General features: G+C 68.5%; 26 protein-coding genes and 4 tRNA genes. 20 read left to right on the forward strand and 10 right to left on the reverse strand.

The features are described from left to right. Positions 1–42: 42 nt before the first annotated feature. On the forward strand, positions 43–444 hold the full coding sequence (locus QZ647_RS01800) for a nuclear transport factor 2 family protein (protein WP_291270533.1): 402 nt from the start codon (positions 43–45) through the stop codon (positions 442–444). A gap of 121 nt (positions 445–565) precedes the next feature. Here QZ647_RS01800 and QZ647_RS01805 read toward each other — a convergent pair. Both QZ647_RS01805 and QZ647_RS01810 read right to left on the reverse strand, forming a co-directional pair. Next, positions 566–642 (reverse strand) — tRNA-Asp (locus tag QZ647_RS01805). Between the two features lie 28 nt (positions 643–670). Then, a tRNA-Val gene (locus QZ647_RS01810) sits at positions 671–746 on the reverse strand. 193 nt (positions 747–939) lie between these two features. On the opposite strand from QZ647_RS01810, the gene QZ647_RS01815 reads away from it, so the two are divergent. From QZ647_RS01815 to QZ647_RS01850, 8 genes are all read left to right on the forward strand, one after another. Further along, positions 940–1,452, forward strand: a complete 513-nt coding sequence (locus tag QZ647_RS01815) for an ATP synthase F0 subunit B (protein ID WP_291270534.1) — start codon at positions 940–942, stop codon at positions 1,450–1,452. Positions 1,453–1,454: 2 nt separating this feature from the next. After that, positions 1,455–2,216 (forward strand): ATP synthase F0 subunit B, encoded by a 762-nt coding sequence (locus QZ647_RS01820; protein ID WP_291270535.1) that lies wholly within the window; start codon positions 1,455–1,457, stop codon positions 2,214–2,216. Continuing rightward, entirely contained in the window at positions 2,213–2,755 is a 543-nt protein-coding gene (gene atpH / locus QZ647_RS01825; RefSeq protein WP_291270536.1) for an ATP synthase F1 subunit delta, read from the forward strand. The genes QZ647_RS01820 and atpH overlap by 4 nt, the downstream gene beginning before the upstream one ends. A 36-nt stretch (positions 2,756–2,791) precedes the next feature. After that, complete coding sequence (gene atpA, locus QZ647_RS01830) at positions 2,792–4,360, forward strand: F0F1 ATP synthase subunit alpha (protein ID WP_291270537.1); 1,569 nt, start codon at positions 2,792–2,794, stop codon at positions 4,358–4,360. A 4-nt stretch (positions 4,361–4,364) separates the two neighbouring features. Then, complete coding sequence (gene atpG, locus QZ647_RS01835) at positions 4,365–5,246, forward strand: ATP synthase F1 subunit gamma (protein ID WP_291270538.1); 882 nt, start codon at positions 4,365–4,367, stop codon at positions 5,244–5,246. Positions 5,247–5,279: 33 nt separating this feature from the next. Further along, positions 5,280–6,701 carry a F0F1 ATP synthase subunit beta gene (gene atpD / locus QZ647_RS01840; protein WP_291270539.1) on the forward strand — a complete coding sequence of 474 codons (1,422 nt, stop codon included), beginning with the start codon at positions 5,280–5,282 and terminating at the stop codon, positions 6,699–6,701. A gap of 62 nt (positions 6,702–6,763) precedes the next feature. After that, on the forward strand, positions 6,764–7,186 hold the full coding sequence (gene atpC / locus QZ647_RS01845; protein WP_291270540.1) for an ATP synthase F1 subunit epsilon: 423 nt from the start codon (positions 6,764–6,766) through the stop codon (positions 7,184–7,186). 72 nt (positions 7,187–7,258) lie between these two features. After that, positions 7,259–7,615 (forward strand): Hpt domain-containing protein, encoded by a 357-nt coding sequence (locus QZ647_RS01850; RefSeq protein ID WP_291270541.1) that lies wholly within the window; start codon positions 7,259–7,261, stop codon positions 7,613–7,615. Positions 7,616–7,625: 10 nt separating this feature from the next. On the opposite strand, the gene QZ647_RS01855 is transcribed toward QZ647_RS01850, so the two are convergent. After that, entirely contained in the window at positions 7,626–8,387 is a 762-nt protein-coding gene (locus tag QZ647_RS01855) for a 3',5'-cyclic-nucleotide phosphodiesterase (protein WP_291270542.1), read from the reverse strand. A gap of 77 nt (positions 8,388–8,464) precedes the next feature. Then, entirely contained in the window at positions 8,465–9,055 is a 591-nt protein-coding gene (locus tag QZ647_RS01860) for a hypothetical protein (RefSeq protein WP_291270543.1), read from the reverse strand. 110 nt (positions 9,056–9,165) lie between these two features. On the opposite strand from QZ647_RS01860, the gene QZ647_RS01865 reads away from it, so the two are divergent. Beyond that, positions 9,166–10,209, forward strand: coding sequence for a tetratricopeptide repeat protein (locus QZ647_RS01865; RefSeq protein WP_291270544.1), 1,044 nt, complete (start codon positions 9,166–9,168; stop codon positions 10,207–10,209). Between the two features lie 107 nt (positions 10,210–10,316). After that, positions 10,317–11,192, forward strand: a complete 876-nt coding sequence (locus QZ647_RS01870; protein ID WP_291270545.1) for a phosphoribosylaminoimidazolesuccinocarboxamide synthase — start codon at positions 10,317–10,319, stop codon at positions 11,190–11,192. Here QZ647_RS01870 and QZ647_RS01875 read toward each other — a convergent pair. Genes QZ647_RS01875 through QZ647_RS01885 form a run of 3 tightly spaced genes read right to left on the reverse strand, consistent with a single transcriptional unit; the run spans position 11,189 to position 15,080 of the window. Continuing rightward, on the reverse strand, positions 11,189–12,472 hold the full coding sequence (locus QZ647_RS01875; protein WP_291270546.1) for an insulinase family protein: 1,284 nt from the start codon (positions 12,470–12,472) through the stop codon (positions 11,189–11,191). The genes QZ647_RS01870 and QZ647_RS01875 overlap by 4 nt on opposite strands. Next, positions 12,469–14,148 (reverse strand): insulinase family protein, encoded by a 1,680-nt coding sequence (locus tag QZ647_RS01880; protein ID WP_291270547.1) that lies wholly within the window; start codon positions 14,146–14,148, stop codon positions 12,469–12,471. Before QZ647_RS01880 ends, QZ647_RS01875 begins: the two co-directional genes overlap by 4 nt. 26 nt (positions 14,149–14,174) lie before the next feature. Further along, entirely contained in the window at positions 14,175–15,080 is a 906-nt protein-coding gene (locus tag QZ647_RS01885; protein ID WP_291270548.1) for a DUF4097 family beta strand repeat-containing protein, read from the reverse strand. A 110-nt stretch (positions 15,081–15,190) separates the two neighbouring features. Here QZ647_RS01885 and QZ647_RS01890 point away from each other — a divergent pair, with 110 nt between their 5' ends. The 3 genes from QZ647_RS01890 to yihA are packed head-to-tail and all read left to right on the forward strand — an operon-like array spanning position 15,191 to position 17,697. Continuing rightward, entirely contained in the window at positions 15,191–16,363 is a 1,173-nt protein-coding gene (locus QZ647_RS01890) for an acetyl-CoA C-acetyltransferase (protein WP_291270549.1), read from the forward strand. Between the two features lie 17 nt (positions 16,364–16,380). Then, positions 16,381–17,067, forward strand: a complete 687-nt coding sequence (gene ftsE / locus QZ647_RS01895) for a cell division ATP-binding protein FtsE (protein WP_286354042.1) — start codon at positions 16,381–16,383, stop codon at positions 17,065–17,067. Between the two features lie 42 nt (positions 17,068–17,109). Then, positions 17,110–17,697, forward strand: a complete 588-nt coding sequence (gene yihA, locus QZ647_RS01900; protein ID WP_291270550.1) for a ribosome biogenesis GTP-binding protein YihA/YsxC — start codon at positions 17,110–17,112, stop codon at positions 17,695–17,697. Here yihA and QZ647_RS01905 read toward each other — a convergent pair. Then, positions 17,694–18,764, reverse strand: coding sequence for a VanZ family protein (locus tag QZ647_RS01905; RefSeq protein ID WP_291270551.1), 1,071 nt, complete (start codon positions 18,762–18,764; stop codon positions 17,694–17,696). The two genes, yihA and QZ647_RS01905, sit on opposite strands and share 4 nt — an antisense overlap. Before the next feature lie 232 nt (positions 18,765–18,996). Here QZ647_RS01905 and QZ647_RS01910 point away from each other — a divergent pair, with 232 nt between their 5' ends. Both QZ647_RS01910 and QZ647_RS01915 read left to right on the forward strand, forming a co-directional pair. Beyond that, a complete protein-coding gene (locus QZ647_RS01910; protein WP_291270552.1) occupies positions 18,997–20,247 on the forward strand; it encodes an HD domain-containing phosphohydrolase in 1,251 nt (416 codons plus the stop codon). A gap of 194 nt (positions 20,248–20,441) precedes the next feature. Further along, positions 20,442–20,609 (forward strand): hypothetical protein, encoded by a 168-nt coding sequence (locus QZ647_RS01915; RefSeq protein ID WP_291270553.1) that lies wholly within the window; start codon positions 20,442–20,444, stop codon positions 20,607–20,609. A gap of 246 nt (positions 20,610–20,855) precedes the next feature. On the opposite strand, the gene QZ647_RS01920 is transcribed toward QZ647_RS01915, so the two are convergent. Together QZ647_RS01920 and QZ647_RS01925 are read right to left on the reverse strand one after the other, a co-directional pair. After that, a tRNA-Glu gene (locus QZ647_RS01920) sits at positions 20,856–20,930 on the reverse strand. 17 nt (positions 20,931–20,947) lie between these two features. Beyond that, a tRNA-Gln gene (locus tag QZ647_RS01925) sits at positions 20,948–21,022 on the reverse strand. Positions 21,023–21,117: 95 nt separating this feature from the next. Between QZ647_RS01925 and QZ647_RS01930 the strand changes: the two genes are divergently transcribed. From QZ647_RS01930 to QZ647_RS01945, 4 genes are all read left to right on the forward strand, one after another. Further along, positions 21,118–21,666, forward strand: coding sequence for a hypothetical protein (locus tag QZ647_RS01930; RefSeq protein WP_291270554.1), 549 nt, complete (start codon positions 21,118–21,120; stop codon positions 21,664–21,666). A gap of 23 nt (positions 21,667–21,689) precedes the next feature. Next, positions 21,690–22,451, forward strand: coding sequence for a hypothetical protein (locus tag QZ647_RS01935; RefSeq protein WP_291270555.1), 762 nt, complete (start codon positions 21,690–21,692; stop codon positions 22,449–22,451). Then, entirely contained in the window at positions 22,448–23,386 is a 939-nt protein-coding gene (locus tag QZ647_RS01940) for a GGDEF domain-containing protein (RefSeq protein WP_291270556.1), read from the forward strand. Before QZ647_RS01935 ends, QZ647_RS01940 begins: the two co-directional genes overlap by 4 nt. A gap of 107 nt (positions 23,387–23,493) precedes the next feature. After that, positions 23,494–24,408: a GGDEF domain-containing protein gene (locus QZ647_RS01945; RefSeq protein ID WP_291270557.1), complete on the forward strand. Its 915-nt coding sequence runs from the start codon at positions 23,494–23,496 to the stop codon at positions 24,406–24,408. The last annotated feature ends 40 nt before the right edge of the window (positions 24,409–24,448 follow it).

Consider the following 24,448-nt stretch of genomic DNA (forward strand, 5'->3'; position numbering starts at 1 on the left):
CGCAGGGGCGGCTACAGTGGACCGATCGTCCCCGGGGTGTCCATGATCCGTCCTCTGTCCATGTTCATCGTCTCCTCGATGCTGGTTGCGGCTCCCACCCCGAAGGTCCTCAGCCCCACCGCCACGGTGCAGAAGCAGATCGAGACCTTCAATGCCCACGACCTGGAGGGCTTCCTGGCCCTCTTCGCGGAGGAGGTCGAAGTCTCCGAGATCCCCGGCACCTCGGCCCCCACCGGCAAGGCCCGCCTCCGGGAGCTCTATGCGGCGCGCTTCCAGGCGAACCCGGACCTTCACGCCTCCGCCGAGGCCCAGATGGTGTCCGGCGACTTCGTGATCCAGAAGGAGAAGATCAAGGGCCGGGCGGGCAAGGGGCCCCTGGTGGCGGTCACCATCTACCAGGTGAAGGCGGGGAAGATCGTGCGGATGTGGTCGTTGAGGGATTAGGGGGACAGTCCCGCCCTTCATCTCGTCCGATACCAGGGATGACCAGCCCACTCGACGCTGGATCCCGGCCGCGCATGCGCGGCCGGGGCGCAAAAAAAACGCGCCCAAGGGGCGCGTTTTTTGGCGGGGCTGACGGGGCTCGAACCCGCGACTTCCAGCGTGACAGGCTGGCACTCTAACCGACTGAGCTACAACCCCTTGCGTTTGTTGCATTTCACCAGGTGACTGGTGGGCGATGACGGGCTCGAACCGCCGACATGCTGCGTGTAAGGCAGCTGCTCTACCGACTGAGCTAATCGCCCGAATCGCCGAACCCTGATGTTCACACACGATGCGGGAGGGGTCAAGGCCAAAGCTCTGCGTTGAGGGATCCAGACTGGTCTGGTAAGGTTTTAAGACTTCCGTGCCAGGGGTTCCCGCGGACCAACGCTGGTGTCGGTGTGACCCTGGTCGACCCATCGGCCGTGGCCTAGGGATGTTTCTGGAGGGTGGCCTGTGGCGCTGCTGGAACTGGCGAATCTGACGCTCCGAACCCCGGATGGGGACGGCCCCGTGGCGCGCATCCTGGCCCAGATGCCGGATCCCATGCGGCCGGATCTGCCGGCCATCCTGTTCGTGATCGTCCTGCTCGTGGTGCTCTACCTCTACCTCCGGGTGGTCTTCTTCCAGCCCATCACGAAGGTGATGGCGGACCGTGACCGCGACCTGAGCGCCGGCGGTGACGCCAAGGCCCAGGCCTCGGCGCAGCTCGAGGCCCGCCAGAAGGACTACCAGGGCCGCCTGAAGGATCTGCGCGCCCAGGCCTTCGAGCGGCGCAAGGCCCTGGCGGATGCCGCGGGCCGGGAGAAGCAGGGCCTTCTCGATGAGGCGCGCACCAAGGCTCAGGCCGAACGGCAGGCGGCAGTGGCGTCCCTGAAGGCCCAGCAGGCGGAAGCCCGACAGAACCTGCTGGCCCAGGTGGATGCGCTCTCCGAGTCCATGGCCCAGTCCCTTCTGAAGCAGGCCTGAGCATGACGATGCTGACCCGACTGACCCTCTCCGCCGCGCTGGCGCTCAGTCCCTTGGGGCTCGCGGCCCAGGCGCATGATGCCCACGCGGCCCCCGCCGCCGAAAAACACGAAGCCCAGCCTGCCGGCCATGAGGCCCAGCCCGCCGGGCATGACGCCCAACCCGCCCATCACGGGGCTCCCGAGGCTGGCCATGAAGCCGCTCCCGGACACGGCGACACCCACGGTGGGGCCCACCACGGCCCGGCCATGAAGCTCTTCGGCAAGGAATACGGCAACCTGGGCGCCTTCCTGGTCCAGCTGATGAACTTCGCCATCTATGGCGCCGCCCTGTTCTTCATGCTGAAGGGTGCCCTGTCGGTCATGTTCAAGTCCCGCAAGGAAGAGCTGGAGACGCTGCTCGCCCAGGCGGCGAAGGACAAGGCCGAGGGCGAGGCCCAGATGAAGGACATGGAAGCGAAGATGGCCGGGCTCGAAGGCGAGCTGGCGGGCATTCTCGCCAAGGCCGAGGCGGATGGCGAGGTCGAGAAGCAGCGCCTGCTCGAGGCCGCCAAGGCCGAGGCCGTCCAGATCCTGGCCCAGGCCCAGGCCGAGATCGGCTTCCAGAAGCGCCAGGCCGAACAGGAACTGCGCGCCCTGGTGGCGGAGCTGGCGGTGGAAGGTGCCGCCAAGCGCCTGGAGGCCAAGCTGCAGGGGCCCGAGGCCTCCAAGACCGCCGGCGGGGTCATTGATCGCGCCATTCAGCAGATTGGAGGCGCCCAGTGAGCAGCCGCCTGACCGCCCGGCGCTACGCCAAGGCCCTTCTCCAGATCGGCGACCAGCAGGGCAATGTGCCCCAGCTGCAGCAGGAGCTGGAAATGGTGGCCGCCGCCGTGACCGCCAATGCCGATCTCTCCCGCCTGGTGGCCTCGCCCCTGGTGCTCCCCACCAAGAAGGCGGAAGTCTTCGAGACCATCCTCGCCACGGCCAAGGTCAGCCAGACCCTGCGGCACTTCTTCCGCGTGGTGGCCGAGGCCGGCCGCCTGAACCTCCTTCCGGAGCTCCGCCGGACCTTCGCGGATCTGGTGGACGAGCGGGCGGGCATCGTCGAGGCCAAGGTGGCCAGCGCCCAGCCCCTCAGCGAGGCCCAGGCCCAGGCGCTGGTGGCCTCCCTGGCCGCCCGCACGGGCAAGACCATCCGCCTCACCTGGAGCCAGGACGCCACCCTTCTGGGCGGCCTCAAGGTGCAGGTGGGCTCCACGGTCCTGGATGCCTCGCTCCAGGGCCAGCTCCGCCAGCTCAAGACCCAGCTTCTCTCCGCTTAATTCATTCGCTTTCAACTCGCAGGTTTGGAGGACTTCATGGACATTCGCGCGGAAGAGATTTCCCGCATCATCCGCAGCCAGATCGAAGGCTTCGATGCCCAGGTGGATGTGGCCGAGGTCGGCACCGTCATCAGCGTTGGTGACGGCATCGCCCGCGCCTACGGCCTCGAGAAGGCCATGGCCGGCGAGCTGCTGGAACTCCCCCACGGCGTCATGGGCCTGGCCTTCAACCTGGAAGAGGACAATGTCGGCATCATCCTGCTGGGCGACGCCGCCGCCATCAAGGAAGGCGACACCGTCAAGCGCACCGGCAAGATCATGTCCGTCCCCGTGGGCCCCGCCTTCGTGGGCCGCGTGATCGACGCCCTCGGCAATCCCATCGATGGCAAGGGGCCCATCCAGGCCGCCAAGACCAACCCCATCGAGCAGATCGCCCCCGGCATCGTGGACCGCAAGAGCGTGCACGAGCCCATGCAGACCGGCCTCAAGGCCATCGACAGCCTGATCCCCATCGGCCGCGGCCAGCGCGAGCTGATCATTGGCGACCGCCAGACGGGCAAGACCGCCGTCGCCGTGGACACCATCATCAACCAGCGCGATACCGGCGTGATCTGCATCTATGTGGCCATCGGCCAGAAGCGCTCCACCATCGCCCAGGTGGTGAAGACGCTCGAAGAATACGACGCCATGAAGCACACCATCGTGGTGGCGGCGTCGGCCTCCGAAGCCGCCCCGCTGCTCTTCCTGGCCCCCATGACCGGCGCGGCGCTGGGCGAGTACTTCATGTGGCACGGCAAGGATGGCCAGCCTGCCGGCAAGGACAATCCCGGCGGCCATGTCCTCTGCATCTACGACGATCTGTCCAAGCAGGCCGCGGCCTACCGCGAAATCTCCCTGCTGGTGCGGCGCCCTCCCGGACGCGAAGCCTACCCCGGCGATGTGTTCTACCTCCACTCCCGCCTGCTGGAACGGGCCTGCAAGCTCAGCGACGAGCGCGGCGCCGGCTCGCTGACGGCCCTGCCGGTCATCGAGACCCAGGCCGGCGATGTGTCCGCCTACATCCCCACCAATGTCATCTCCATCACCGACGGCCAGATCTTCCTTGAGAGCGACCTCTTCAACGCGGGCGTCCGCCCGGCCGTGAATGTGGGCATCTCCGTGAGCCGCGTGGGCGGTTCCGCCCAGGTGAAGGCCATGAAGTCCGTGGCCGGCACCATCAAGCTCGACCTGGCCCAGTACCGCGAGCTGGCGGCCTTCGCCCAGTTCGGTTCCGATCTCGACAAGGCCACCCTGGCCCAGCTGAACCGTGGCCAGCGCCTGGTGGAGATCCTGAAGCAGGGCCAGTACCAGCCCATGGCCGTGGAGAAGCAGGTGGTCATCATCTGGGCCGCCACCAACGGCTACACGGACGACCTGCCGGTCGCCCAGGTGCGCCGCTTCGAATCCGAGTTCATGGCCTACCTTGATGTGAACGCCCCCGAGGTGCTGCGCGGCATCCGCGACACCAAGGTGCTCAGCGACGACGCCAAGGCCCAGCTCAAGACCCAGGTGGCGGCCTTCAAGGAGACCTTCCAGGCCTCCCTGAACCAGACCGCGGGAGCCTAGTCCGATGGCCGGTCTCCAGGACATTCGCCGCCGCATCCGGTCGGTGAAGAACACCCAGCAGGTCACCAAAGCGATGAAGATGATCTCCGCGGTCAAGCTGCGGAAGTCTCAGGAGCGCCTGGTGGCCCTGCGCCCCTACGCCGGCAAGATGATGGAAGTCGTCCGCCGCGTCGTGGGGCGCATCAAGGGTGACGCCGAGATTCAGCCGGGTCCCGCCGCCCAGGCCTTCCTGTCCCCCCGCGAGGAGAAGCGCATCCGCGTGGTTCTCGTGGCCTCCGACAAGGGTCTCTGCGGCGGCTTCAACGCCAATGTGCTCAAGGCCGCCAACGCCTTCGTGGCCGAGTGCCCCGCCGAGATCGTGCATCTGGATGTGGTGGGCAAGCGCGCGGCCGAATGGGCCCGGAAGCGCAACATGACGCCGGCCGGGGAATACCTCGGCCTCCCGCTCACGGGCTTCCAGCGGGTGGTGACGGAGATCTCCGGAAGCGCCGCCGCTCAGTACCATGCGGGCGAGATCGACGCGCTCTATGTGATCTACAACTACTTCAACAGTGCCGTGGCGCAGACGCCCACGGTGTTCCGGGTCTTCCCCATGGAGCTGGACCGCCGTTCCGAAGGCCGCGATGCCGTCGAGGTGTCCCACCTGCTCGAACCCGATCCCAATGCGGTGCTGGAGACCCTGCTGCCCCGCTTCGTGGAGACGGAGCTGCTCCGCAACCTGCTGGAGAGCAGCGCCTCCGAGCATGGCGCCCGCATGGCGGCCATGGACAAGGCCAGCAGCAACGCCGGCGACATGATCGCCAAGCTGACCCTGACCATGAACAAGATCCGCCAGGCCAGCATCACCAACCAGATCATCGAGATCGTGTCCGGCGCCAACGCCTAAGCTCTTCTGCCCATTCCTTCGTCGAGGTCCCCCATGTCAACCAACCTTCAAGGCCGCGTGATCGCCATCGTCGGTCCCGCCGTGGATGTCGAGTTCGGCAGCCACCTGCCCGAAATCATGAACGCCCTGCTCACGGATATCGCTGGTGTCTCCGTCACGCTGGAGGTGCAGCAGCACCTTGGCGAGAACCGCGTCCGCTGCGTGGCCATGCAGCCCACCGAGGGCATGGTCCGCGGCCAGATCGTGACCGACACCGGCAAGCCCATCAATGTGCCGGTGGGTCCCGAGACCCTGGGCCGCATCATCAATGTGGTGGGCGACCCCGTGGATGAGCGCGGCCCCATCGGCCACAAGATGACGCTGCCCATCCACCGCGAAGCCCCCAAGTATGAAGATCTGAACACCTCCTCCGAGATGTTCGAGACGGGCATCAAGGTCATCGACCTGTTGGAACCCTACGCGAAGGGCGGCAAGACGGGCCTCTTCGGCGGCGCCGGCGTGGGCAAGACCGTGCTCATCATGGAACTCATCAACAACATCGCCAAGGGCCACGGCGGCTACTCCGTGTTCGCCGGTGTGGGCGAGCGCACCCGCGAGGGCAACGACCTCTGGCACGAGATGATGGATTCCGGCGTCATCGACAAGAACGACCTGTCGAAGAGCAAGGTGGCGCTCATTTACGGTCAGATGACCGAACCGCCCGGAGCCCGTGCCCGCGTGGCGCTCACCGGCCTCACCGTCGCCGAGTACTTCCGCGATGTGGAAGGCAAGGATGTGCTGCTCTTCGTGGACAACATCTTCCGCTTCACCCAGGCCGGTGCCGAAGTGTCCGCACTGCTGGGCCGCATGCCCTCTGCCGTGGGCTACCAGCCCACGCTGGCCACGGAAATGGGCGAGCTGCAGGAGCGCATCACCTCCACCAAGAAGGGCTCCATCACCTCGGTGCAGGCCGTGTATGTGCCCGCGGACGACTACACGGACCCCGCGCCCGCCACCACCTTCGCCCACCTGGACGCCACCACGAACCTCTCCCGTGAGATCGCGGCTCTCGGCATCTACCCCGCTGTGGATCCCCTGGCCTCCACCAGCCGCCTGCTGGATCCCCGCATCCTGGGCGACCACCACTACAACACCGCCATGCGCGTGAAGGCGATCCTGCAGAAGTACAAGGAACTGCAGGACATCATCGCCATTCTGGGCATGGACGAACTGAGCGACGACGATAAGCTCGTGGTGGCCCGCGCCCGCAAGATCCAGCGCTTCCTCAGCCAGCCCTTCTTCGTGGCCGAGCAGTTCACGGGCATGCAGGGCAAGTATGTGAAGCTCGAGGACAGCATCAAGGGCTTCAGCGAGATCTGCGACGGCAAGTGGGACCACCTGCCCGAGCAGGCCTTCTACCTCGTCGGCACGATCGAAGAAGCCGTCGAGAAGGCCGAGAAACTGGCCGCCGTATAGCCTTGTCTTTCTCCAACTCGGAATCCGCGCAGGCGGATTCCGAGCCTTGAAAAGAGCCCGCCATGTCTCAGACCATCAAATTGGAAGTGGTGACCCCGGAGCGGCCGGTGTTCTCGGCCGAGGTGGCCGAGGTGCAGTTCCCCACGGCCGCCCGCGGGTACTACGGCATCCTGCCGGGCCACACGCCGCTGATGACGGAAGTCGGCGACGGCCTCCTGTACTACATCCAGGAGGGCCAGAAACACTGGATCACGGTCTTCGGCGGCTTCGCTGAGGTGGGCCCCGACCGTGTCACCATCCTGGCCCGCGAAAGCGAGACGGTGGACATGATCGACCTGGAGCGGGCTGAAGCTTCCCGCCAGCGGGCCCTCACGCTCCTCAAGGAAGCCCAGACGGAGCACGACATCGCCGCCGCCCAGGCCAAGCTCAACGCCAGCCTCACCCGCCTGCAGGCCGCGGGCCACCCCGCCGGTCACGGATTCTGAGCCTGGCCGCCGAGAGCGGGTTGATGATGCGGATCCGGGTGATGCTGGATCCGCTCGTTTTCTGGAGACCTCTTGTCTGATCTGCTGATTCTCGATCCCAGGCCGCTGCGGGACCTCCTCGACATTGGGGCGGGACCGGAGCTGGTGCAGGAGCTGATCGGACTTCTGAAGGAGGATGCGCCCCCCCGTATCGCCTCCGTGCAGGCCGCACTGGCCTCCGAAGATGCCGCGACGGTCATCCAGGAAGCCCATCAGCTGAAGGGGGCCCTGGGCAACCTCGGGCTGCAGAAATTCGCGGGCCTCGCAGCCCAGATCGAGGCCCATGCCCGCGAGGGTTGCCTCGACCCGGCGCGCGCGCTGGCGGGGCTTCTGCCGGCCGCCTACGAAGAGGCTCTGGCCGCGCTTCAGGACGCCTTTCCGGAATCCTGACCGCCGGTTTCTACCAGACCAACCGCTCGTCCTGGGTCAGCAGGCGCACGCGGGCATCGCCCAGGGCCTCGAGCTGGGGCAGCATGGTGGCCTTGTCACCGGGGGTGAGGTGATAGATCCTCACCGGCACGGCGCGGCTGAGTTTGGTGAGTTCGGCGCCCAGTTTGGCGGGGGTGAGGTGCTTGGAGGCTTCCGCCAGCCAGGCCTGCTCATTGGGGAAGCTGGCCTCCGTGATGACCAGCCGCAGGTTCGGCGTAGCGTTGGCCACCTCCCAGATGCGGTCGGTTTCGGCGGTGTCGCTGGTGAAGATGAAGGCGTCCTTCCCGTCGTCCACCTTGTAGCCCACGCAGGGCACCAGGTGGTTCACGCGGATGGGGGTGATGTGGAGGCCGCACACATGGTACGAGCGCTCAGGCTCGACTTCCGTGTAGCGGATGGTGGGATCGTTGGGACTGGGGATCACGCTGAAATCGGGCCACAGCTCATCGTTGAAGAGATGGCGCCGCAGCACATCGAGGGTCTCGGGCAGAGCGTGGATCTCCACGGCCTCGTGCGTGTGGCCGAAGATGTTCTTGGTGAAGAAGGGCAGCGTGCAGATGTGATCCAGGTGCGAGTGGCTGAGGAACACATGCTGGATCTTCACCTGCTCAGCCACCGTCAGGGCGGCCGTGATGGAGCCTGCGTCGATGGCCACGCAGCCGTTCACCAGCAGCCCCGTCAGGCGCTCGCCGTCGGCTTCCCCGCCACTGCAGCCCAGGATCCGGAGTTCCATCGTCCCTCGGAGAATGAGCCTCCATCATACGGAAAAGGGGCGCTGGAAAGCGCCCCTTTCACGCCCGGTGGCTCAGGTCAGAACCGGATGCCGCCGTAGACGCCGATCTGGACCTGGGGTGCCAGGGCTTCGGTGAGGTCCTGGCGCGTGCTGGTGGTGTCCTTCTTGGTGAGGGGCGCGGCCACCTCGAAGAGGAAGAAGGGGCTCACCACGGGGGTGGGGATGCTGAAGCCCACATTCACCCGGGCCCAGGGACGGCCCAGGGTGCTGTCGGTGCTGGCTCCGGAGGTGGGGCGGAAGCTGAGCTTCTCGGAGCGGTACTCCACGCCGGCGCCCACATTGACGAGGAGCTTCCAGTTCACCATGGCGCCCGCAGCCCAGTACTGGTTCTCCAGCTCGCCGTACTTGGTGCCGCCGTAGGTCAGGTCGCCGGTGGTCTTGTTGTGCCAGGTGGCGTTCACCTGGAGGGCTGCCACCTTGAGGTCGAGCACATCGAAGCCTCCGCGGATGCCGAAACCCGTGGGACTCACGGCGTCATATTTCTGGGTGCCGAGGGCACCCGACGCGGCCTGGGCTTTGCCCACCTGCTTGTCCAGCAGGAGGCCCACCTCGCCACCGAAGGCTGGAAGTACGGCCAGCATGGGCACGAACAGCAGCGTCTTTCGCATGGGAAGCCTCCAAATCAGACGAATACTGCATCATCGGCCCGGAACCCCACCCGGTCAACCTCCTTTGGATCGAGGATGTACGGTCCGGGTGACTTTGCTACCCTCCAGGGATGCGGGCCCACCTGCGCTTCCTGATTCTGGACGATTTCGACCCCGATACCGGGGAGCTGGCGTTGCGTGTGGCCTTCCAGCCCGGCCCCGATCCCGGCCTGGAGTTGATCCGCCTCAGGCTCCACCTGGGCCGGGCGGGGAACCCGCTGGACCCCCTCAGCCGGGAGCTGCGGACCCATGTCCAGATGCCGGTGCCCCCCCTCTGGGAGCATGGCCTCAAGACGATCGTCCACGCCATCGAAGAGGAACTGGCCGCTCCTGAGGGGCGCAATCCCCTGCGCTACCTGTGGGTGCGGACCCAGCTCCTCCATCCTGCCGACCCGGCCCACTCCACCCCGAACCATCCCGTGCCACGGCAGGTGGAGGTGCTCCGGGACTGGGCCAACCGGCTGGATCAGGAGGGGCAGACCCTGCGTGCCGCCGAGATCCTGGACCGCCTGCTGCTGCTGGCGCCCAAGGATGTGGCCAGCCTCGCCTACCTGGCCAGCTTCTTCCGGGCCCAGGGCATGGCCGAGGAGATGGCCGCGGTGGCGGAGCGGTGGATCAAGGCGGAGCCCGGGCGCGTGGAGGCGCACCTGCGCCAGGGGGAGGCCCTGCTGCGTCTGGGGCGCGCCCAGGAGGCCCGCGCCGCCTTCGAGGCCGTGCTGAAGATCCATCCCGTCCACCTCCTGGCCCACCTCGGCATGGCCCAGGCCCTCGGCCTGATGGGCGGGAATCCCTTTCCCCACCTGGACGCCGCGCAGGAGCTGGATCCGGCGGCCACGGCCTCGGTGCTGCGGGAGACCTTCGACTACCGGCTCCTAGTCCCCCCAGACGGGGACCGGCTCCACGGGCTGGATGGACTGCCCTCGCTGCTGGGCATCTCCGGGGCCGAGGTCCAGGACTTCGTCCAATTTCTCGGGCTTCCGCTCAGCGGACCCGAGGGGACCGTGCGCGAGTCGGAGCTGGCCCGCTGGGTGGGCGTCATGAACCGCTATGCCCTGCTGCCCGGCGGGCTGCACTGGTCCGCACCCACGCCGCGGCACCTCCCTGAACTGGCCTGAACCCGGTGGATGACTCTGAAGGGCGGAAGGTCCGGCCGGGTTCTGCAGGGTCTGCTTGGCCTGGCGGTCCGGGTCTTGCGATGATGAGGTTTGCCCCGGGGAGCCCCATGTCCGTCCTGCTCAGCACCGACCTGCCCTTTCCCGTTTTCCGTCGGGGCAAGGTCCGGGATGTGTACGACCTTGGGACCGAGCTGCTCATCGTCGCCACGGACCGCATCAGCGCCTTCGATTGCGTGATGCCCGAAGGCATTCCCGACAAGGGGCGCATCCTCACCGCGGTGGCGTCGTACTGGTTTGCGGCCACGGAGGATCTGGTGCCGAACCATTTCCGCGGTCACCCCGGCTGGCCCGCGGCCCTGGAGGCTCACCGGAAGGACCTGGCCGGGCGCGCAGTCATCGTGGAGAAGACCCGGCCCCTGCCCGTGGAATGCGTGGTGAGAGGCTATCTGGCCGGCAGCGGCTGGAAGGAATACCAGGCCGGCGGCAGCGTCTGCGGCGTGGCGCTGCCGTCGGGGCTCCGCTTGGCGGATCGGCTGCCCGAGCCCATCTTCACGCCCGCCACCAAGGCTGAGGAGGGGCACGACGAGAACATCAGCTTCGAGCGCATGGCCGGCATTGTGGGTGGGGAGCTGGCGGTCCGGTTGCGGGACCTCAGCCTGGCTTTGTACCGGCGCGGCGCCGAACTGGCGGCCCGGAAGGGGATCCTGCTGGCCGATACCAAGTTCGAATTCGGCCTCAGCGCCTCGGGAGAACTGCTGCTCATCGACGAGGCGCTCACGCCGGACAGCAGCCGCTACTGGCTGGCCGACAGCTGGGCGCCCGGCCAGAATCCGCCGAGCCTGGACAAGCAGTACCTCCGCGACTACCTGGAGACCCTGCCCGATTGGGACAAGCAGCCCCCGGCGCCGCACCTCCCGGAGGCTGTGATTCAGGGCATCCGCGCCCGCTACCTGGATCTCGCGGGCCGCTTCGGCATCGACTAGCGTTCCTTCAGGACCCCGGGGTCCCCCGTCAGGCCGAGGCGCAGGCGGGCGGGCTCCAGCCAGCGCCGCAGGGCGCCGTTCAGGGCTCCCAAGGTGAGGGTCTCCAGGCGGGCGGGATGGACGGCCCGGCCGCGGACCTCGTTCATCGCCTCGGCGATCCGGGCCTCCGGATGCAGGGTGAGCAGGGCGCGGCCCGCGGTCCAGGCGGCGCGGGCGCGGCGCAGATCCACTTCGGTGAACCCGCGCTGCCGCAGGGCTTCCAGTCGCGCACCGAGGCTGGCCCGGGCCGCGGGGGCTGAGGTCTCGCCATCCAGCGTGGCCACCAGGCACGGCGGTTCGATTCGCAGCTTCACGGGGTAGAGGGCGGGATCCTCGGGCAGCAGCAGCATGAGCAGGGCTTCCGCCTCCGGCGCGAGGTCGGCGGGGGCGGCGGCCACGGCCTGGACCCGCAGAGGGGCACCGGTTGCGGGGACCAGAAGCGGGTTCGGCACCGTGGCGGCCGGAGTGGGTGCGGCCGGGGCCGTGGATGTCGGGGCATTGGTTGCAGGGGCGGTGGAGGCCGGGGGTGCCGGGGGCGTGGCCGTCCAGGTGCCGAAACTCAGCAACACGAGCCGCTTCGCCTGTTCCAGACCCAGGTCGCCGTGCAGGATCAACACGGCCCGGTCGGGGCGGAAGGCCCGGGCCCGGAAGGCCAGCAGATCCTCCAGGGTGACGGCGCCCAGGCCGGCGATGGTCGGCGTCCGGAGCGACTGTTCCGGTTCGAGGGCGCGGCGCAACCGCGCATGGGGCGAAGCGTCCAGGCGGCCGGCTTCCCGCCAGCAGGCGAGGCGCTGGACCTCCAGGACGAAGGGATCGAAGACCGCCCGGAGCACCCGGTCCGCCAGCAGGCCGAGGGCCCGGTCCTGGTCTCGGCTCCGGGCCACCAGGCGCCAGGAAATGCCCTCGTGGTCCAGCCCTTGAACCAGCCGGATCCCCGAGCCCTCCAGGGCTTCATCGATGTCCTGGGCCTTCAGGGATCCCGCATCGGCCTGGTCGAGCATGCGCAGGGCCAGGACCGCGAGTTCGGGACGGCCGGGCGGCCCGTCGCCGGGTTCCAGGTCCAGTTGGAGGCGGATCCGCACCAGGGGCCGCTCGTGATCCTCCAGGTGCACCACGCGAAGGCCGTTGGGCAGGGTGAACCGTTGGACGCCGACGGGACCCGCGGGCGACTGGGCCCAGATCAGGCCCGGGAGGGCGAGGGTGGCCCAGGCGGTGGTCAGGGCCGTGGCCAGGGGTCTCATCGTTTCTCCGGAGCGAGCTGGGCCTCGAGCAGCTTGAGGGTGCGGAGGCGTTCGCTGGCATTGAGCATCCGGAGCTGCCGGAGGCCTTCGGCCACCAGGTGCTCGCGCTGGGCGAGGTCCTCGATGCGCGTGGCGGCCAGGGCCTTCAGGACCCGCGCCATCTCGGCATCCAGCGGGTCCTTGCCCTCGTCAGCGTCCGGTTGCAGCAGGACGGTGGTGCGGTGGGTGGGTCTCAGCCAGGTCCGTGCCGCGGCCTGGACGGCCTCGGGGCCGAGGGTCCGCAGGCGCTGGATCTCCAGGTCCGAGAGACGCCAGTCCCCGCCCTCGACCCAGGCGAGGCCCAGGCTCCGGGCCAGGTTGGCGGGGTCATCCTGGGCGACCAGGTGATCCACCTCGAGGCGGGCCAAGGCCTTCTGCCATTCGTCCAGGGGGATGGGCTCCTGCTGGAGGCGCAGGATCTCCGTATGCAAGGCGCCTTCCACTTCCGCGAGGCTGTGCCCCTCGGCTGGAGTCAGGTCGGCGACCAGGAGGCCCCGCAGCCGGCCGCCGGGCACATCCAGCTGGATTTCCGCATGTTCGGCCAGGGCCTTCTGGGCCACGAGCTTGAGGGGCAGGCGGCTTGACCGGCCACCCCCGAGCAGCTGGGCCGCCATGCAGAGGGCGAGGTGGTCGGCCTGGGCCCGGGGGGGGATGCGCCAGCCCACCAGCAGGCGGGGGGCCGCCCCCAGGGCGGCCTGGACCCGCCGATCCCCCAGGTCCGCCGGGATCTCCGGGAGGATCGGATCCTCGACCTCCTTGGTGGCCGGCAGGAGGCCGAAGTGGCGCTCCACGACGGGCCGCACCGCATCCATGCCGAGGCTGCCCACGACGATTAGGATGAGGCGCTCCGGACCGCAGGCATGCCGCGCCCAGGCCCGGAGGTCGGAGCGGCGCAGGGCCTCGATCGCCGGCAGGTTGTCGGCCAGATCGCGGCCATAGGGGTGGCCGGGCAGGGCGGCGCCCCGCAGCAGGGCGATGCCCTGGCGCCCGGGCAGCCGCAGGTCCGCGATGAGCGCCGAGCGGGCCTGCGAGAAGCGGCTCAGCTGGAGTGTGGCCAGGCGCTGGGCCTCGGTGCGGCACCAGAACTCGAAAGCCTCGGTGGGAAGCTCAGTCTGCACCACGAGGGCATCCGGCCCGGCGCTGGCGGTCTGGTGCCCACCCCTGGCCGCGTAGGTGTCCGCCAGAGGCGAGGCTGAAAACCGGACCCGCAGGGCGGCCTGCAGGGCCTGGAGACTCGACTCCAGGGCTGGGGCCTGGGTGGCCGTGGCAGGATCCTTCTGTAGGCGCAGCCGCTCCAGGCGGAGGGCCTCCAACAGGCCCTCCTCCTGCTGCAGGAGGGCATCCAGGGAGGCCGGCCCATGGGCGGAATCCAGGTCCTCGGGCCAGGTGGCGCCATAGAGGGCCCGGGCCAGCAGATCCGTGGCGCCGGCCAGGGCCGGGGGCTCCTCGGCCCGGCCCCGGCGGAAGACCAGGGTCGCGTGGAAGGCCGTCAGGTCGCGCCGCTCGACGACCAGGAGGCGGATCCCGTTCGCCAGCCGCCGTTCCTGGACATCGCTCAAGCCAGGGGCCTGGGCCCGCAGGCTGGAGGGGGTGAGAAGCCCGGAGATGGCGACAAGGATCGGGACCAGGAATCGCATGGTCCCCAGGGTAGCCCGGGAGGGCGTTATTTGACTCGGATGCTGCCGTTGGTGGTCTCGAGGCGGATCGCCTGCGACCGTCCGGGCACTTTCAGATGGGCGCTGTGCTTGGAGATCTCGATCACCTGGGCCCCGGGCACCTTGATGTCCAGTGAGCCATTGCTGTTCTCGGCGACCAGGTCGCCCGTGGCCCTGCCCAGCTCGACTTCGATGCTGCCGTTGGTGGACTCGAGATGGATGCCTTCGCCCCACCCGTCCAGGTTGCGGGCGCGGATGCTGCCGTTGGTGGTCTCGAGGTTGATGCCGCCCTCCACATCCTCGAGCACGATGCGGCCGTTGGTGGTGCTGCCCCTGAGGCGGGCGGCCAAGCCGCGGCCCTCGATGGGGCCGTTGGTGGTGTCGACCTGTACTTCACCGCGGACGCGGGTGATGAGGATGGCGCCGTTGGTGGCCTCGCAGCGGGCGTAGCCCTCGAGGTTCTCCACGGCCACCGTGCCGTTGGTGGTGCGGAAGTGGCCCAGAAGCTTCCGGGGCACCTGCAGGGTCATCTCGCAGCGGGGGCTGATGTAGACGCCGAAGCTCCAGGAGGGCTGCTGGAAGACCGCCTCGATGTCGAGGTCCTGTCCCTTCCGCTGGAGCACCAGCTCAACCCGGCGCCGCTCGCTGTCGCGGATCTGTGCGGTGAGGGCCACCTCATCCCGCTCCCAGCCGGTCACCCGGATGCCGCCGTTGCGGTTCTTGACCCAGAGTTTCGATCCCTGGGCCAACTTCTCCGTCCGCTGCTCCGTGCGCGATCCCGTCGGCAGGTCCACGCCGATCATGGGCGCTGGCGGGGCCGGGGGCGCGGGCGGCGGTGGGGGGGGCGGCGGAACCTGCGCCAGCAGCGCACTCCCGACCAATAATAGGGGGATCCAGCGGCTGGAAACGGTCATGGCGACTCCCGTGGGAGAAAGAACCAGGGCGGGCCTGGGTGAGAAGTTCACGCTCCGGGGTCGGAGGCGTTTAGTCAGGTTAACCTGGAAGGTCCCCCCGGGAGTCCGCCATGTCCGCTTATGTCCTCTCTGCCACCCGCACCGCCGTCGGCTCCTTCGGGGGTGCCCTGAAACCCCTGAATGCGGTGCAGATGGGCGCCCTGGCCATCGCCGAGGCCCTGGTCCGGGCCGGGGTGGAGCCGGCTGCCGTGGGTGATGTGGTGCTGGGCAATGTGCTCCAGGCCGGCAGCGGCCAGAATGTGGCCCGCCTGGCAGCGCTCAAGGCGGGCCTGCCCCACGCCACGCCGGCCCATACGCCCAACCAGGTCTGCGGATCGGGCCTCAAGGCCGTCGCCCTCGGCGCCCAGTCCATCCTGATGGGCGATGCGGACTTCGTGGTGGCCGGCGGCACCGAGAGCATGTCCAACGCGCCCTACCTGCTGCCCGCGGCCCGCTGGGGCGCTCGGATGGGCCACGCCCAGCTCGTCGACAGCATGATCCAGGACGGCCTCTGGTGCGGCCACGGCGACACCCACATGGGCATCACCGCCGAGAATGTCGCCGCCAAGCACGGCATCACGCGCGAAGCCCAGGATGCCTTCGCGCTTCAGAGCCAGCTGAAAGCCGCCGCCGCCCAGGCTGCCGGGGCCTTCGACCGGGAGGTGTTCGCGGTCACCTTGGCGGGCAAGAAGGGCGACACGGTCTTCAACCGCGACGAGTACATCAAGACCGACGCCTCCGCCGAGGGACTGGCCAAGCTCAAGCCCGCCTTCAAGAAGGACGGCACGGTGACCGCCGGCAACGCCAGCGGCATCAATGACGGCGCCGCAGCCCTGGTGCTGGCCACCGAAGCCGCCGCGAAGTCGCACCAGCCCATCGCCCGCATCCTCGGCTTCGCCCAGGCAGGCGTGGACCCCGCCACCATGGGCCTGGGGCCCGTGCCCGCCATCCGGAAGCTCCTGGCGAAGACCGGCGTGAAGCTGGCCGACATCGACCTCTTCGAGCTGAACGAGGCCTTCGCTGCCCAGAGCCTGGGCGTGCTGGCGGAACTGCCGGAGCTCGATCCCACCAAGGTGAACCTGCGCGGCGGCGCCATCGCCCTGGGCCACCCCATCGGGGCCAGCGGCACCCGCATTCTGGTGACCCTCCTGCATCTGCTCCAGGACGAGCGCAAGAAGCTCGGTCTCGCCGCCCTTTGCATCGGCGGCGGCCAGGGCGTGGCCATGCTGGTCGAGCGCCTCTAGATGAGGATCGGGCTCCCATGATCACCCTCACCCATGTCGGCAAGCAGTACGACCGCATCCACACCGCCCTGGCGGATGTGAGCTTCGGCATCGAGGCCGGGGAGTTCGTGTTCCTCACGGGGCCCAGCGGGGCGGGGAAGTCCACGCTGCTGAAGCTGCTCTTCCGCGAGCAGGTGCCCAGCAGCGGCGAGATCCAGATGGCAGGCCACCGGCTGGCCTCCATGCCGGAGAAGGAGATCCCCCTGCTGCGGCGCAAACTGGGCGTGGTGTTCCAGGATTTCAAGCTCATCCGCAGCCGCACCATCTTCGAGAATGTAGCCTTCGTGCTCAAAGTTCTGGGCGTCAGCGCCGCCGAGCAGAAGCAGCGCACCTTCCGGGCCCTCAAGATGGTGGGCCTCCAGCACAAGCTGAGCAGCTACCCGCTGCAGCTGTCCGGCGGCGAGCAGCAGCGCGTGGCCATCGCCCGGGCCCTGGTGAACGATCCCCTGGTGCTGCTGGCGGATGAGCCCACGGGCAACCTGGACCCCGACCTCGCCCAGGAGATCATGGCCCTCTTCGAGCGCATCAACGGCCAGGGCACCACGGTCATCGTGGCCACCCACGACCGCAGCCTCATCCAGCGCATGAAGAAGCGCGTCATCGGCCTCGACCACGGCCGCATCGCCTTCGACCAGCCCGCGCCCACGAGCCTGGTGACAGTCTGAGGCGTGGTTGGCGGTAGTCTGGAAGCTGCAGACTGGATTCCCATGGCCCAACCCCTCACCGATGCCAAGTTCGTCACTTCCGCGGCCGACGCGAAGAAGCTCGGGGTCTGCCACGCGGAGGTGGCTTTCGTGGGGCGCAGCAATGTGGGGAAATCCTCCCTGCTGAACGCCCTGGCCAACCAGAAGCAGCTGGCGCGGGTGTCCAAGACGCCGGGCCGCACGCGACTCATCAATGTGTTCCTCACCGGCCCCGACCGCTGGATCGTGGACCTGCCGGGCTACGGCTTCGCCACCGGCCCCGCGGCCGAGCGGGCCACCTGGCAGAAGATGGTCGAGGGCTACCTCACGGGGCGCGCCACGCTGCGCATGGTCTTTGTGCTGGTGGATGCGGAAGTGGGTCCCACCAAGCTGGACCACCAGATGATCGAGTGGCTGCGCGCCGAGAGCCTGCCCCACCGCATCGTGGCCACCAAGGCCGACCAGGTGAAGCCGAGCAAGGCCCTCAAGCAGCGCAAGGATGTGGCGGCCGACCTGGGCCTGCACGCCAACGACATCGCCTGGGTGAGCGCCGGCAAGGGCACCGGCATTCCCGAGCTGCGCCGCGAAGTGGCCGACCTACTGAATCTTTAGAGATCCTCGACCCGACCGTTCCGCCACACCATGAACCGCCCCTCATGCGCCCAGGGCAGGGCGAGGCCGTTGGCCTCCCCTTCGCGGGTGTGGAAGTGGCCGGTGAGGAAGGTCGTGCCAGGATGCGCTTCAGCGGCGGCGCGGAAGGCCTCGCGGGGGAAGGCCAGTTTGTAGGCGGCGTTGGTGGTGCGGAGCTTCCGTTCCATCCAGGCGGAAACCCGGCGGGCCGTGCCACCGGGCATGAGACGGAACACCAGCCACAGCAGGCCCGAGCGCGAGGCCAGGTTCCACAGCCGGTACTGTCGGTCCGCGGTGTTGATGAGGTCGCCGTGCTCCCAGGTCAGGGCCTCGCCTTCGAGGGTGCCGCCGATGCCTTCACCCATCAGGTCGAACCGCGCGGCGTGGGGATCCAGGAAGTACTCGCGGTTCCCCAGCCACAGGCCCACCCAGCGGCCGGCGGCGCGGCGCGCCGCCACCCAGGCGAGGAAGGTCCGCTGACCCTCGGTCTCCATGCCCGGAAGACCCACCCACACATCGAACACATCGCCGAGGAAGAGCCAGTCGGCTTCCGGGTGGGCGGCGGTGGCGGCGTCCAGACCCGTGAGGGTGGCGCCCCAGTGGGGATCGGCCACAAGGATGAGCTCCCGGGCGGGATCGGGCCGCTTCCTCTCGCCCCGCCACCAGGACAGGGCACCCAGGCGCCGCGTCGCCAGGAGGTGGAGAGAACCCGCGGTCAGCGCCAGGATGCCGCCCGTGGTATCGGCCACCCAGTCGCCGAACTCACAGGCGCGGCCGGGGACGAAGAACTGGTGCCACTCGTCCGAAGCGCCGTAAAGGGACACGGCGGCCAGCACCAGGAGGTGGCGGCGGTACAGGGGCAGGTCGGGTCGGGTGATCCGCAGGGTCAGGTCCAGCGCCAGCGCCAGCGCCCCGAACACGGTGGCGTGGGCGCATTTGTCCAGGGGCGGTGGCAGCTGGATGCCGCCCGGATATTGCGATTGCGCGCTCAGCGAAAAAATGGCCGCAGCCACCGCCAGGGGAAGGATCCAGAGCCATCGCATGCGCATGATTCATCGAACCACAGGCGGGGCGGGGAAGCGAACCGGCCCCGGGCCTCGTTACTTTGGGCGGGCATGAACCCGGCGCGAATGATATATTCGTAACTTACTTGTTTAAAGCAATTGGCATAAACCTGTCGGCGTCCACGGACAGATCCCCACCGGGTCCTCTGGGTTTTCCCTCCGGGCGGCGGGGAAGGGATCATGATGCAGATCCGGCACCGCCGATTCCCGACTCGCCATGTCCACCGCACCTCTCAAGGCTGATCTCCGGCATGTGACCTACGCGCTTTCGGACGCGCTGGATCTGGTCGGCCTGAATGATGTCGGCCACGGCAAGCGGGTCGGCATCGTGGCCTACGCATGCGCCAGGCAGAAGGGGATGAGCGAGGCGGAGGCGACCTTCCTCTTCGACCTCGGCCTGCTGCACGACATCGGCGTGTCCTCCACCGAGGTCCACCGCAGCCTCCTGGCGGAGTTCGACTGGGTGGGCTCTCCGCTGCACTGCGAGATCGGCTACCAGCTGCTGCAGGCCTTCCCGCCCCTGGCTGCCCTGGCGGTGCCGGTGAAGTACCACCACACGCGCTGGGACCAGGTCCCCACCTCCGGGGTGGGGCCCATGCAGGCGTGGCAGGCCAACCTGATCTTCCTGGCCGACCGGGTCGACGCGCTGGCCGCGCCGTTCCACGGGGCGGGCACGGTGCTCCTGCACACCGGGGAGATCCGGGCTTTGATCCAGCAGCGTTCCGGGACCTTCTTCGCTCCCGAGCTGGTGGAGCTGTTCCTGGAGGCCTCCCGCTCCGAGGCGTTCTGGCTGCGCCTGGAGCCCCGCTCCGTCCAAACCTTCATCCAGGACATCCTCGACCAGGGGGCGAGCTACGAGGCCTCCATGGGGGACCTCCGGCAGCTCGCAGAGATCTTCTCGCGGATCGTGGACGCCAAGAGCCCCTTCACGGCGGAGCATTCCCTGGGGGTGGCGGGACTTGCCCGGCTGCTGGCGGAGCGGTCGGGGCTGAGCGCCGACAGCTGCGCCAAGATCGAGATCGCCGGCCTTCTGCACGATGTGGGCAAGCTCCGGGTTCCAGACGGCATCCTGGACAAGCCCGGCGCGCTGGATCAGCAGGAGCGGCAGATCATCAACACGCACAGCTTCGAGACCTACCAGATCCTGCGCCACATCAAGGGCTTCGAGGAGATCACCCCCTGGGCCGCCTACCACCACGAGGAACCCGGAGGCAGCGGCTATCCCTTCCGCCTGGACGGCAGGACCCTGCCCATCGAGGCCCGTCTCCTCCGCGTGGCGGACATCTTCCAGGCGATGGTGCAGGACCGGCCCTACCGGAAGGGCCTGGACCGCGAGCAGGCGCTGGGCTTCCTGGAGCACCTGGTGGCCGCGGGCCGCCTGGAACCGGAGCTCGTGTCCCTGGTCGCCGCCTGCGGCGAGGAGGCCATGATCGCTGCGCAGCCGGGCCTGCGGACCAGCGCAGGCTAAGACGGAAGGCGCAGACCCCTGATTGAACGCCCCGCGACGGGGCTTTTTCGATGCATCCGGCAGTGGCCCAACGGGGGACAAGGCTCTAGATCGAAGTATCTAAATAAAGAATATAGTAATGTTATTTTTGTTTTTTCATTGCATCGTCACCTCGGAGATCTATGCTGACTCATCTACACCTTCAGGAGGTCACCATGAGCTGGTTCCCGCTTTTCGCTCCCATCGCCATCGCGGTCGTGACCTTCTTCGGCGTCGACAATCCCAGCCGGGCCATCGCCCTGCTCCCCTATTTCGCCATCGTCAGCCTCATCTGGTTCGTGGTCGAAGGGCGGAAGGGCCTGAGGGTCGTCCGCACGCGGTAAACCATCCACCTTCAGACTGGACCCGGGACGGTGGCATTCATCGCCCGGATCACCCGGACTAAACGAGCTGGGTGATCCTCCCTCAACACGAAGGAGGATCCGAAAAATGGGATGCCTTCCTTCCTGTGGCGATGCTCACAGGCAGAGGCATCCGAGAGGTGTGCCCAGGCTCGTCTACCTGCGCACCATCCATGGCTTCGATTCCCCATGGGACAGAAAAAGGCCCGGCGTGAGCCGGGCCGTGTTTGGTAGTCCCAAGGGGAATCGAACCCCTGTTCCCGCCGTGAGAGGGCGGTGTACTAACCGCTATACGATGGGACCATCGAACAAGTTGTGAATGGTTGGGGAGGAAGGATTTGAACCCTCACCTGACGGTACCAGAAACCGTTGTCCTACCATTAGACCACTCCCCAACGAGTGGAAGATCCAATGTATCAGGTGCGGGGCAAAAGGCAAGGGGGGGTTCTGCCGATGGGCGCAGTAACCTTCCAATGATAGAGGGGACGACATGGCGGAATCGATCAAACTGGCCTATTTCATGGCAGTCAAGGAGGGGGCGAGCTACCTGGGGGGCCTCCTGGTGACGGATACCTCGGGCATCCCCCTGGACTTCCGCTACACCGAACCGATCACGCCCACCCGGCTGCAGGGCATCCTCTACGGCAAGTCGCTGGAGCCGCACCTGAAGGAGGAGGTCATCCAGAAGACGCTCCTCAAGGAGCTGAAGGCCGCCCCGGACCTGTTCATCCTGAGCGCCTCCGAGCTGGCGGGAGGTTGGGCGGGGGACGCGAAGTACCCCGTGATGGCGGTGCAGAAGAGCCAGGAATCCCCGTTGGCGAAGGTGGGTGATGTGTTCCGCGCCGGACCGCGGGATCTGCTGATCCAACTGGCGGAGGGGGCGGCGCCGTTGCGCGTGATGTTCGCCACCTCGGTGGATGCGGCGGCCCAGGAGCAGGCCGTGCCGAAGCTGCTGGAGGCCGGCTACCACATGGACCTCGTGGAGCCCCTGGAGCGCGTGGGCGCGGCCCTCCAGAGCCTGGTGGTGAAGGGTTCCTGATGTTCGGACGGGTGAAGGAGGCGATGTCGGACGCAGCGGAAACGCTGCGGCGGGCATTCTCCAGCCTGGCGGTGGTCGAGGCCTCACCGGAGCCGTTCGTTCCGCATAGCCACGGATCCTCCGAGCTGGGCGCGGTGGTGCGGGCGGGGCTGGAGGCGCCTCGTGCCGACCTGCGGGACATGCCGCTCTTCCGGGAGGCGGTGGAAAGCCGGGCCCTGGAACCTTTCGAGGCCACGCTGAGGGCCGAGTCCGGCTGGGCCCGCTGGGGAACGGAGGCCACCGTGCTCCGCATGGCGCCGCTGGAGCCGGGCCGGGCCACGCAGGTGGGCGTTCCTCCCCTGCCGCGCAGGGTCCCGGTCGCCGGCCAGGCGGACCCGCTCGCGCGCCCGGCGGCGCGGCGCCTGTCGGATCCTCTGCTCCGGCCGGGCGTCCGGCGCCTGGATCCCGCCCTGGAGGGCGGGATGGCCCGGGCCGGGCTGGCGGCCGCTTTCGCGTTGCCGGTGCCCATCCGCGGCGAGGACATCCACCACCTGCCCAAGGGGTTGTGGATGCGGTACAGCCTCCAGCTGGTGCGGGGCACGGGTGAGAATGTCCGGAACCTCGAGGTGCTGGGCCTGTTCCGGATCCCCCGCAAGGGCGTGGCCGATCTGCGGCATGATCCGCGATCGGGCCGGATCTTCGTCCATCTGGAGCCCGTGGCGGCCTCCGCTCCGCGCGCGCCCTTCATCCTGGCCCGGCGGAAGGACGACGGCGCGCTGGTCAGCTGTTTCGTGGAGGAATCTTGAAACGGACGCATCCACCCGGACCTGCGGAACCGGCCCTGCCGGCGGCGTCGGTTTCTCCCGAGATGCCCACGATGGTGCGCCCGAAGACGGAAGCGGAGATCTCGGCCCTGCCGGCAGAATGGGCCCTGGTGGCCTATGCGGGCGCGGCCCTGGGGCGCATCTTCCCGCTGCCGCCGGGAGAGTCGCTGATCGGCCGGGCGCCCCAGGCCCAGGTGGCGTTGCTGGATGGCGAGGTGAGCCGGCTCCATGCCCGGCTTGTCCTTCAGGAGGGACGGGTCGCGCTGGAGGATCTCGGCTCCACCAATGGGACGCTCGTGAACGGGGAGCGCGTGCGGGGGATCACCACGCTCCAGGCGGGAGACCGCCTGTCCATCGGGGGCCATGTGCTGAAGCTGGTGGCTCTGGATGCCCTGGAGCGGGCCTTCCACGAAACCCTGCTCGACCTGAGCACCCGGGACCCGCTGACGGGCCTGGCCAATCGCAGCAGCGCCCTGTCGGAGCTGCAAACCCGGTTCGGCCTGAGCCTGCGGTACGACCGGCCCCTGTCCGTGGCGGTGTGCGACCTGGATCGCTTCAAGCAGATCAACGACACCCTGGGCCATGGCGCCGGGGATTTCGTGCTGCGGGTCATCGGGGAGCGCCTGCTGGCCACCCAGCGCGAAGCCGATCTGGCGGGGCGCATCGGCGGCGAGGAGTTCCTGATGGTCCTGCCCGAGACCGACCTGGGCGGTGCCCTGACCTTTGCCGAGCGCCTGCGGAAGGCCGTGGCCTCGGCGCCGGTGCCCCTGCCCGGAGGCGGGCTGGAAGTCACCTGCAGCCTCGGCATCGCCGAGCGCCTCCCGGGGGATCAAGATGCGGGCCAGCTGCTGGCCCGGGCCGATGCGGCCCTCTACCGGGCCAAGGCCGGGGGGCGCAATCGCGTGTGCCAGGGCTGAGCCAGGGCTGAGCCAGGGCTGAGCCAGGGCTGAGCCAGGGCTGAGGTTGGCCGCCCCGTTTGCCCGGGGCATTCTCATTCCCCCGGCAGCCTCCTAGACTGGGAGGGATGACCCCCGAACCCGAGCCGCTCGAACCCAGGCCACCCGGTTCCGCCGATGCCCCGGGGGGGCTCGGGGCCCGCGCGTGGGTCCTGGTGCGGTACATCGGCCAGCCTCTGGGCGAGATGGTCACCCTGCCCTTGGAAGGGCTGGAGATCGGGCGGGCCCCGGAATGCGGGATCTGCCTCCCGGAGCCTGAGGTGAGCCGTCGGCATGCGCGGCTCGAGGTCGCCGAGGACGGGGAGTCCCTGGCGCTGCTGGATCTGGGATCCACCAATGGCGTCTATGTGAACGGCCGCAAGGCCCTAGCGGCTCCGACTCCCGCGACCCTCCGGCCCGGCGATGTGCTGCGGGTGGGAGGGCACGCCTTCAAGCTCAAGTGGCTCGACCCGCTGGAGCGGCGGTATCACCAGGCCCCGGAGGCGCCCTCCGCGCTGGATGCCTGGACGGGCGTGAGCAGTCGCGCCGCGGTGCTGCACCAGCTGGAGGCCCACTTCGAGTGGGCCCGCCGGCACCACCGGCCCCTGTCGGTGATCCTGGCGGACCTCGACCACCTCGGGCGCCTCAATGGGACTCACGGTGCCTCCGCCGGTGACCGCGTGATCCGGGCCTTCGGCGGGCACCTGCTCCGGCGCCTCCGGGACCGGGATTCCGTGGGCCGGCTGGGGGGAGCGGAATTCCTGGCCGTCCTTCCCGGAACCCCCTCCGAGCTGGCCCTCCCCGCGGCCGACGACCTCCGCCTGGCCCTGGCCGAGCGCGGGGTCGAGTTGGAAGACGGCCGCCTAGTCCAGGCCACCTGCAGCCTGGGCGTCGCCGATCTGAAGACCGCCGACTCCTGTGGCGGCGCCGTTCTGGCACGGGCCGACGCCGCCCTCCACCGCGCGAAGGTTGAGGGACGGAACCGCGTCGCCCAGGCGCCATGAGCGCCGGCGGAGAATGGATGCCATGAGTGCCCGCAAGGAA

The organism is Geothrix sp., from assembly GCF_020622065.1.
Taxonomy (GTDB): domain Bacteria; phylum Acidobacteriota; class Holophagae; order Holophagales; family Holophagaceae; genus Geothrix.

Bases quoted from the DNA above. Each gene is read 5' to 3' on its own strand.
- atpG (WP_291270538.1), top strand. From the start codon at position 4,365: ATGGCCGGTCTCCAGGACATTCGCCGCCGCATCCGGTCGGTGAAGAAC.
- QZ647_RS01870 (WP_291270545.1), top strand. From the start codon at position 10,317: ATGTCCGTCCTGCTCAGCACCGACCTGCCCTTTCCCGTTTTCCGTCGG.
- QZ647_RS01820 (WP_291270535.1), top strand. From the start codon at position 1,455: ATGACGATGCTGACCCGACTGACCCTCTCCGCCGCGCTGGCGCTCAGT.
- QZ647_RS01915 (WP_291270553.1), top strand. From the start codon at position 20,442: ATGAGCTGGTTCCCGCTTTTCGCTCCCATCGCCATCGCGGTCGTGACC.
- QZ647_RS01945 (WP_291270557.1), top strand. From the start codon at position 23,494: ATGACCCCCGAACCCGAGCCGCTCGAACCCAGGCCACCCGGTTCCGCC.
- ftsE (WP_286354042.1), top strand. From the start codon at position 16,381: ATGATCACCCTCACCCATGTCGGCAAGCAGTACGACCGCATCCACACC.
- QZ647_RS01855 (WP_291270542.1), bottom strand. From the start codon at position 8,387: ATGGAACTCCGGATCCTGGGCTGCAGTGGCGGGGAAGCCGACGGCGAG.
- QZ647_RS01910 (WP_291270552.1), top strand. From the start codon at position 18,997: ATGTCCACCGCACCTCTCAAGGCTGATCTCCGGCATGTGACCTACGCG.
- QZ647_RS01935 (WP_291270555.1), top strand. From the start codon at position 21,690: ATGTCGGACGCAGCGGAAACGCTGCGGCGGGCATTCTCCAGCCTGGCG.
- QZ647_RS01905 (WP_291270551.1), bottom strand. From the start codon at position 18,764: ATGCGCATGCGATGGCTCTGGATCCTTCCCCTGGCGGTGGCTGCGGCC.
- atpC (WP_291270540.1), top strand. From the start codon at position 6,764: ATGTCTCAGACCATCAAATTGGAAGTGGTGACCCCGGAGCGGCCGGTG.
- atpD (WP_291270539.1), top strand. From the start codon at position 5,280: ATGTCAACCAACCTTCAAGGCCGCGTGATCGCCATCGTCGGTCCCGCC.
- yihA (WP_291270550.1), top strand. From the start codon at position 17,110: ATGGCCCAACCCCTCACCGATGCCAAGTTCGTCACTTCCGCGGCCGAC.
- QZ647_RS01875 (WP_291270546.1), bottom strand. From the start codon at position 12,472: ATGAGACCCCTGGCCACGGCCCTGACCACCGCCTGGGCCACCCTCGCC.
- QZ647_RS01800 (WP_291270533.1), top strand. From the start codon at position 43: ATGATCCGTCCTCTGTCCATGTTCATCGTCTCCTCGATGCTGGTTGCG.
- QZ647_RS01865 (WP_291270544.1), top strand. From the start codon at position 9,166: ATGCGGGCCCACCTGCGCTTCCTGATTCTGGACGATTTCGACCCCGAT.
- QZ647_RS01880 (WP_291270547.1), bottom strand. From the start codon at position 14,148: ATGCGATTCCTGGTCCCGATCCTTGTCGCCATCTCCGGGCTTCTCACC.
- QZ647_RS01885 (WP_291270548.1), bottom strand. From the start codon at position 15,080: ATGACCGTTTCCAGCCGCTGGATCCCCCTATTATTGGTCGGGAGTGCG.
- QZ647_RS01890 (WP_291270549.1), top strand. From the start codon at position 15,191: ATGTCCGCTTATGTCCTCTCTGCCACCCGCACCGCCGTCGGCTCCTTC.
- atpA (WP_291270537.1), top strand. From the start codon at position 2,792: ATGGACATTCGCGCGGAAGAGATTTCCCGCATCATCCGCAGCCAGATC.
- QZ647_RS01860 (WP_291270543.1), bottom strand. From the start codon at position 9,055: ATGCGAAAGACGCTGCTGTTCGTGCCCATGCTGGCCGTACTTCCAGCC.
- QZ647_RS01930 (WP_291270554.1), top strand. From the start codon at position 21,118: ATGGCGGAATCGATCAAACTGGCCTATTTCATGGCAGTCAAGGAGGGG.